Origin of the sequence: Enterobacter sp. 01-M-03-SI-ECC (assembly GCF_047530215.1) — a bacterium.
Lineage (GTDB): Bacteria > Pseudomonadota > Gammaproteobacteria > Enterobacterales > Enterobacteriaceae > Enterobacter > Enterobacter chengduensis.
This window is the reverse complement of sequence record NZ_JBLKDA010000065.1, coordinates 1-7,007: the sequence shown is the minus strand read 5'-3', so window position 1 is coordinate 7,007 and position 7,007 is coordinate 1. Positions and strand designations below refer to the sequence as shown.

The 7,007-nt window shown below is 54.7% G+C and carries 4 protein-coding genes and 1 pseudogene; 3 read left to right on the top strand and 2 right to left on the bottom strand.

Features of this window, described 5'->3' with window-relative positions; genetic code table 11:
- Window positions 1–245: 245 nt before the first annotated feature.
- Window positions 246–2,858, bottom strand: a complete 2,613-nt coding sequence (pepN, locus tag ACMWKK_RS25625) for an aminopeptidase N (RefSeq protein WP_406542959.1) — start codon at window positions 2,856–2,858, stop codon at window positions 246–248.
- 254 nt (window positions 2,859–3,112) lie between these two features.
- On the opposite strand from pepN, the gene pncB reads away from it, so the two are divergent.
- The 3 genes and pseudogenes from pncB to ACMWKK_RS25610 all read left to right on the top strand — a co-directional run.
- Complete coding sequence (pncB, locus tag ACMWKK_RS25620; RefSeq protein ID WP_112781203.1) at window positions 3,113–4,315, top strand: nicotinate phosphoribosyltransferase; 1,203 nt, start codon at window positions 3,113–3,115, stop codon at window positions 4,313–4,315.
- Between the two features lie 165 nt (window positions 4,316–4,480).
- Entirely contained in the window at window positions 4,481–5,881 is a 1,401-nt protein-coding gene (gene asnS / locus ACMWKK_RS25615; protein ID WP_045327217.1) for an asparagine--tRNA ligase, read from the top strand.
- Between the two features lie 606 nt (window positions 5,882–6,487).
- Window positions 6,488–6,886: pseudogene (locus ACMWKK_RS25610) on the top strand (porin); the annotation flags it as partial.
- Window positions 6,887–6,912: 26 nt separating this feature from the next.
- Here ACMWKK_RS25610 and ACMWKK_RS25605 read toward each other — a convergent pair.
- The coding region (locus ACMWKK_RS25605) for an IS3 family transposase (protein ID WP_135717608.1) at window positions 6,913–7,007 on the bottom strand (95 nt) is incomplete at its 5' end.

Here is a 7,007-nt window from a genome sequence, read left to right as displayed (position 1 = left end):
CGGGCATGAGCCTGCATCCCTGCAGGCCACGCCCTCTCGGCGCATCCCTGCGCCTCGCCCCGGCCTTCCGGAAACGCTTCGGCGATTTACAGCCGGACCAGGGCGTCGCTGTAAGCCATTAATTTTGCATAATAAACGTTCATCGCTTCAGGTAAAAAAATTACTGGGGATTCCTCAGCCCACAGGGAGAGGGAGAAAACCATACGTAGGCCCGGTAAGCGCAGCGCCACCGGGCTTTTTTTACATCAGGCCAGTGCCTTAGCAATCTTCTCGTACAGATCGCCAGACAGATTTTCCAGCCCTTTCAGCTGCTCAAGCGCGGCACGCATCTTCGCCTGACGCTTCGCATCGTAGCGTTTCAGACGGATCAGCGGCTCAATCAGACGCGACGCCACCTGCGGGTTACGGCTGTTCAGCTCGGTCAGCATTTCCACCATGAACTGATAACCGCTGCCGTCTTCGGCGTGGAACGCCGCCGGGTTGCTGCTGGCAAACGCGCCAATCAGAGAACGCACGCGGTTTGGGTTGCTCAGGGTAAAGGAGCGATGCTTCAGCAGGCTACGCACCTTGCTGAGCGCATCGGCCGCCGGGCTGGTTGCCTGCAGGATGAACCACTTGTCCATCACCAGGCCATCCTGATGCCACTTGTCGTCGTACTCCTGCATTAGCGCATCGCGGCACGGCAGTTCGGCGGCAACGCTTGCGCCCAGCGCCGCCAGCGCGTCGGTCATGTTATCCGCGTCGTGATACTGCTTGCTCACCAGGGTGTTCGCCAGCTCGGTTTCACCAAACGCCAGATAGCGCAGGCAGGTATTGCGCAGAGAACGTTTACCAATGTCCGCGTGCTCAACGCGGTAGGCGTCAAGCTTGTTGGCGTTGTAGATGGCGAGGAACTCGTCCGCCAGCTCGGCCGCCAGGGTACGGGTCAGCGCTTCACGTACCGCCACGATCGCAATCGGATCGATAATTTCGAACAACTCGGCGATTTCAGTGGCTGACGGCAGGGTCAGAATTTCAGCGGCCAGCGCCGGGTCAATCTTCTCATCCAGCAGGATCGCGCGGAACGCGTCAGCCACATGGACAGGCAGCGACAGCGGCTGGCCCTGCTGATGACGGTTTACGTTAATCTTGATGTAGGTCGCCAGCAGGCTCTGCGCCGCATCCCAGCGGGAGAAGTCGTTACGCGCGTGGCGCATCAGGAACGTCAGCTGCTGATCGCTCCACTTGTACTCCAGCTTCACCGGCGCGGAGAATTCACACAGCAGCGCAGGCACCGGCTGGAAGTAGACGTTATCAAAGATAAAGGTCTGCTCGGCCTGGGTCACGTTCAGCACGTGGTGTACCGGGTGGCCGCCCTTCTGCAGCGGGATGACGTTGCCTTCGTTATCGTACAGCTCAATGCTGAACGGAATATGCAGCGGGTATTTCTCTTCCTGCTCTGCCGTCGGCGGCGTGCGCTGGCTGATGGTCAGAGTGTACTGCTCGGTTTCCGGATTGTAGTCGTCTTTGACGGTAACAATTGGCGTACCGGCCTGGCTGTACCAGCGGCGGAAGTGGGAAAGATCGACGTTAGAAGCATCTTCCATTGCCTGCACAAAATCGTCGCAGGTGGCCGCGCTGCCGTCGTGGCGCTCGAAGTAGAGCTGCATCCCTTTCTGGAAGTTCTCTTCCCCCAGCAGGGTGTGGATCATGCGGATAATTTCTGCGCCTTTCTCGTACACCGTCAGGGTGTAGAAGTTGTTCATCTCAATGACTTTATCCGGACGGATCGGATGCGCCATCGGGCTGGCATCTTCCGCAAACTGCAGGCCGCGCATGGTGCGCACGTTATTGATGCGGTTCACCGCGCGTGAGCCCAGATCGGAGCTGAACTCCTGGTCACGGAAGACGGTCAGGCCCTCTTTCAGGCTCAGCTGGAACCAGTCGCGGCAGGTGACGCGGTTACCGGTCCAGTTGTGGAAATACTCGTGGCCGATGACGCGTTCGATATCGAGATAGTCTTTATCGGTGGCGGTATCGGTACGCGCCAGCACGTACTTGGAGTTAAAGACGTTCAGGCCCTTATTCTCCATGGCGCCCATGTTGAAGAAATCGACGGCAACGATCATATAGATGTCGAGATCGTATTCGAGGCCGAAACGCTCTTCGTCCCACCTCATGGAGTTGATCAGCAAAGTCATCGCCCACGGCGCACGGTCGAGGTTGCCGCGGTCAACAAACAGCTCCAGCGCCACCTCGCGGCCTGAGCGGGTTTTGAAGGTGTCGCGCAGCACGTCGAAGTCCCCCGCCACCAGCGCAAACAGGTAGCACGGTTTCGGGAAGGGATCCTGCCACTGCACCCAGTGACGGCCATTCTCAAGCTCGCCTTCGCCTACGCGGTTACCGTTGGAGAGCAGGAACGGATACAGGGTTTTATCGGCAATGATTTTAGTGGTGAAGCGCGCCAGCACGTCCGGGCGATCAAGATACCAGGTAATGTGGCGGAACCCTTCCGCTTCACATTGGGTACACAGCGCCACGCCGGACTGGTAAAGCCCTTCCAGCGCGGTGTTGGCGGCCGGGCTGATTTCATTCACGATGCGCAGCGTAAACTGTTCCGGCAGGTTGTCGATGACCAGCTGGTTGTTTTCTTCTTTATAGTCCGACCAGGCTTCATCATTAATATGCAGGGAGACCAGGGTCAGGTCTTCACCGTCCAGACGCAGCGGCACCGCCGTTGCGCTGTGGCGCGTCACCTGGCTCACCGCCGTGACAACGGTTTTAGTGGCATCCAGGTCAAAAGTCAGATCGATTTCGCTAATCAGGTAATCCGGCGCACGGTAGTCGTGGCGGTATTTGGCTTGTGGCTGTTGTGTCATAGAAAACCTTATGCATCGTTTGTCGAGTAACGTTTCAATATATTCCTGTTGCGCAAATCGCGCTATGCAGAATGTTCATCTTTTCAGGGGCAAAACCCTTTTTTGCTACATTTGTATAACACGGGGCACAAAATGCCCTCGACCCTAAAACGCGCTTATGTTGTGATCGGGGTTCAATAAATCACTAAACAAGGTATACTCCGGAGTTGTTTATTGTACTAAACGCTCCTGTGAGAGGATGCTACTGCGCACCTATGACTCAATTCGCTTCTCCAGTTCTGCATACGTTGCTGGATACCGACGCGTATAAACTGCATATGCAGCAAGCCGTTTTCCACCACTACTATGACGTGCATGTCGCGGCGGAATTCCGCTGTCGTGGCGACGACCTGCTCGGTATTTACGCAGACACCATTCGTGAACAGGTCGATGCGATGCAGCATCTGACGCTGCAGGACGCGGAATACCAGTGGCTTTCTGGCCTGCCTTTCTTCAAAACCGACTACCTTAACTGGCTGCGCGACTTCCGCTATAAGCCGGAGCAGGTCACGGTGGTTAACGATAACGGCAAGCTGGATATTCGCCTTGAAGGTCCGTGGCGGGAAGTGATCATGTGGGAAGTGCCGCTTCTGGCGGTAATCAGCGAGCTGGCTCACCGCTACCGTTCACCGGAAACGGGCGTCGCGCAGGCGGTTGCCGCGCTGGAAAATAAACTCGCCGACTTCTCCACGCTGACCGCAGGGCTGGACATGTCCCGCTTCCGACTGATGGACTTTGGCACCCGTCGCCGCTTCTCGCGCGACGTTCAGGAGGCCATCGTTAAACGTCTGCAGCAGGAGCCGTGGTTCGTCGGCACCAGTAACTACGATCTGGCCCGCCGCCTCAGCCTGACGCCAATGGGCACCCAGGCGCACGAGTGGTTCCAGGCACATCAGCAGATCAGCCCCGATCTGGCCAACAGCCAGCGCGCGGCGCTTGCCGCCTGGCTTGAGGAGTACCCGAATCAACTCGGGATCGCCCTCACCGATTGTATTACGATGGATGCCTTCCTGCGCGACTTTGGTCCAGAGTTCGCGGAACGTTACCAGGGGTTACGCCACGATTCCGGGGATCCGGTTGAGTGGGGCGAAAAGGCGATTGCCCATTACCAGAAGCTCGGCATTGACCCAATGAGCAAGGTGCTGGTCTTCTCGGATAATCTCGACCTGGCGAAAGCGGTCGAACTCTATCGCCATTTCAGTACCCGGGTGAACCTGAGCTTCGGGATTGGTACCCGTTTGACCTGCGATATTCCTCAGGTAAAACCTCTGAATATCGTGATAAAGCTGGTGGAATGTAACGGCAAGCCGGTAGCGAAACTCTCCGACAGCCCGGGCAAAACCATCTGCCATGACAAAGCGTTTGTTCGCGCGCTGCGCAAGGCGTTCGATCTTCCGCAGATTAAAAAAGCCAGTTAAGCGCTTACGGGAGCCTTGATGGCTCCCCTCTTCTTATTTATTTCTCAATTCTTCTCTTTTGACTGCGAAATTTACTTGTCTGATGGCGGATGGCAGGTAACATAGATATCCCCCATAAGGGTGGACAAGTGTTTATTTTTTCCGACTATTAACAGAGAGAATATTATGAGCGTTGTGCCTGTAGCCGACGTACTCCAGGGCCGTGTCGCCGTTGACCAACAAGTCACCGTGCGCGGATGGGTGCGTACCCGCCGAGATTCTAAAGCTGGCATCTCCTTCCTCGCCGTCTATGACGGTTCCTGCTTTGATCCTGTACAGGCCGTCATTAATAATTCTCTGCCCAATTACAATGATGACGTTCTGCACCTGACGACGGGCTGTTCCGTTATTGTCACCGGCGTGGTCGTGGCATCCCCGGGCCAGGGCCAGAGTTTCGAAATTCAGGCTACTGCCGTTGAAGTCACCGGCTGGGTTGAAGATCCGGACACCTATCCGATGGCGGCAAAACGTCACAGCATCGAATATCTGCGTGAAGTTGCCCACCTGCGTCCGCGTACCAATCTGATTGGTGCGGTGGCGCGCGTGCGTCACACGCTGGCGCAGGCGCTGCATCGTTTCTTCGATGAGCAGGGTTACTTCTGGGTGTCTACTCCGCTGATCACCGCGTCCGATACGGAAGGTGCGGGTGAGATGTTCCGCGTTTCCACGCTGGACATGGAAAACCTGCCGCGCACGCCGGAAGGTAAAGTGGACTATGACAAAGACTTCTTTGGTAAAGAGGCTTTCCTGACCGTATCCGGCCAGCTCAACGGCGAAACGTACGCCTGCGCGCTGTCTAAGATCTACACCTTTGGCCCAACCTTCCGCGCCGAAAACTCCAACACCAGCCGTCACCTGGCGGAATTCTGGATGCTGGAGCCGGAAGTGGCCTTCGCCGACCTGGACGATGTTGCGGGTCTGGCGGAAGCGATGCTGAAGTATGTCTTCAAAGCGGTGCTGGAAGAACGTCCTGACGACATGAAATTCTTCGCCGAGCGCGTAGACAGCGACGCGGTGGCGCGTCTGGAACGCTTCGTCTCTGCCGACTTTGCCCAGGTGGACTATACCGACGCGGTGGCGATCCTCGAGAAATGCGGTGAGAAATTCGAGAACCCGGTTTACTGGGGCGTTGACCTGGCGTCCGAGCACGAGCGCTATCTGGCCGAAAAACACTTCAAAGCGCCGGTTGTCGTTAAAAACTATCCGAAAGACATTAAGGCCTTCTATATGCGCCTTAACGAAGACGGTAAAACCGTGGCAGCGATGGACGTCCTGGCGCCAGGCATCGGTGAAATCATCGGTGGCTCTCAGCGTGAAGAGCGTCTGGACGTGCTGGACGCGCGTATGGAAGAGATGGGGCTCAACCCGGCTGACTACAGCTGGTACCGCGATCTGCGTCGTTACGGTACCGTACCGCACGCCGGTTTTGGTCTGGGCTTCGAGCGTCTGATCGCTTACGTGACCGGTGTTCAGAACGTCCGCGACGTGATTCCGTTCCCACGTACGCCACGTAACGCCAGCTTCTAATCGGTAAAACGCTAAAATGGCCAGCAAATGCTGGCCATTACTTTATGCTGTATTGTCAGTTTTCGTCAGTGCAAAGTCAGCGTCTTTAAACCTTCACCCCGTCACAACCTCTACCTGTTACGTTTTGTTTCCGTGAAATATCCAGAGACAAAAAATAAACCCCATTCTTATTGCGATTATTACACGCTCAAGCAATAGCACAAATTTCAACCACTTTTACAGCCATCCAGAAGTCTTTTTGAGGCCATAAGAAAAACAGAGTCGTTTACCGTCTGTTTATACGAATCGCCATTATCTCAATTAATCATAAGCAATTCATATATATAGGATAGGTTTTGTCGTTTAATTCACCAGGTCGCTCTGAAGTTTGAGGTGGTTCACAAAGTTCCCAAAGTTACACATTTAGTTACACATATTTTCTTTCAGTTACTTAATCTTGAGAATTGTAGCACTTTCAGGCTAGCGAAACGCTTCGGCGAATGGAAAGATGCCTGTCAGATACATAAAGACACCTAACTCTCATCAATAGTTCCGGAAATATTTATTGACAGAATTTATTGACGGCAGTGGCGAGTGTCATAAAAAAACCAATGAGGGTAATAAATAATGATGAAGCGCAATATTCTGGCAGTGGTAATCCCTGCCCTGCTGGTAGCCGGTGCAGCTAACGCTGCAGAAATCTATAACAAGAACGGCAACAAACTGGATCTGTACGGGAAAGTGGTCGGCGAGCATGACTTCGTGACTTCAGGTGACAACACTGACAGCAACGACGCAACCTATGCGCAGATCGGTTTTAAAGGCGAAACCCAAATTAATGACCAACTGACCGGTTACGGCCAGTGGGAATACCGTGCCCTGGCAAGCCAGGCAGAAAGCAACCAGACTCAGCGTACCCGTCTGGCGTTCGCTGGTCTGAAAGCCGGTGACGCAGGTTCAATCGATTACGGCCGTAACTACGGTATCGTATACGATGTGGAATCCTACACCGATATGGCCCCATCCTGTACTGACCCCAAAAAGTTGGACAGTTAAACACGAGGCACATAGGTCTGGGTTCGATATTCAATTGGACTCAGACCTTTTAATTTCAGGCTAATTCTTCTGCTGTTGTAGTAGTCAATAT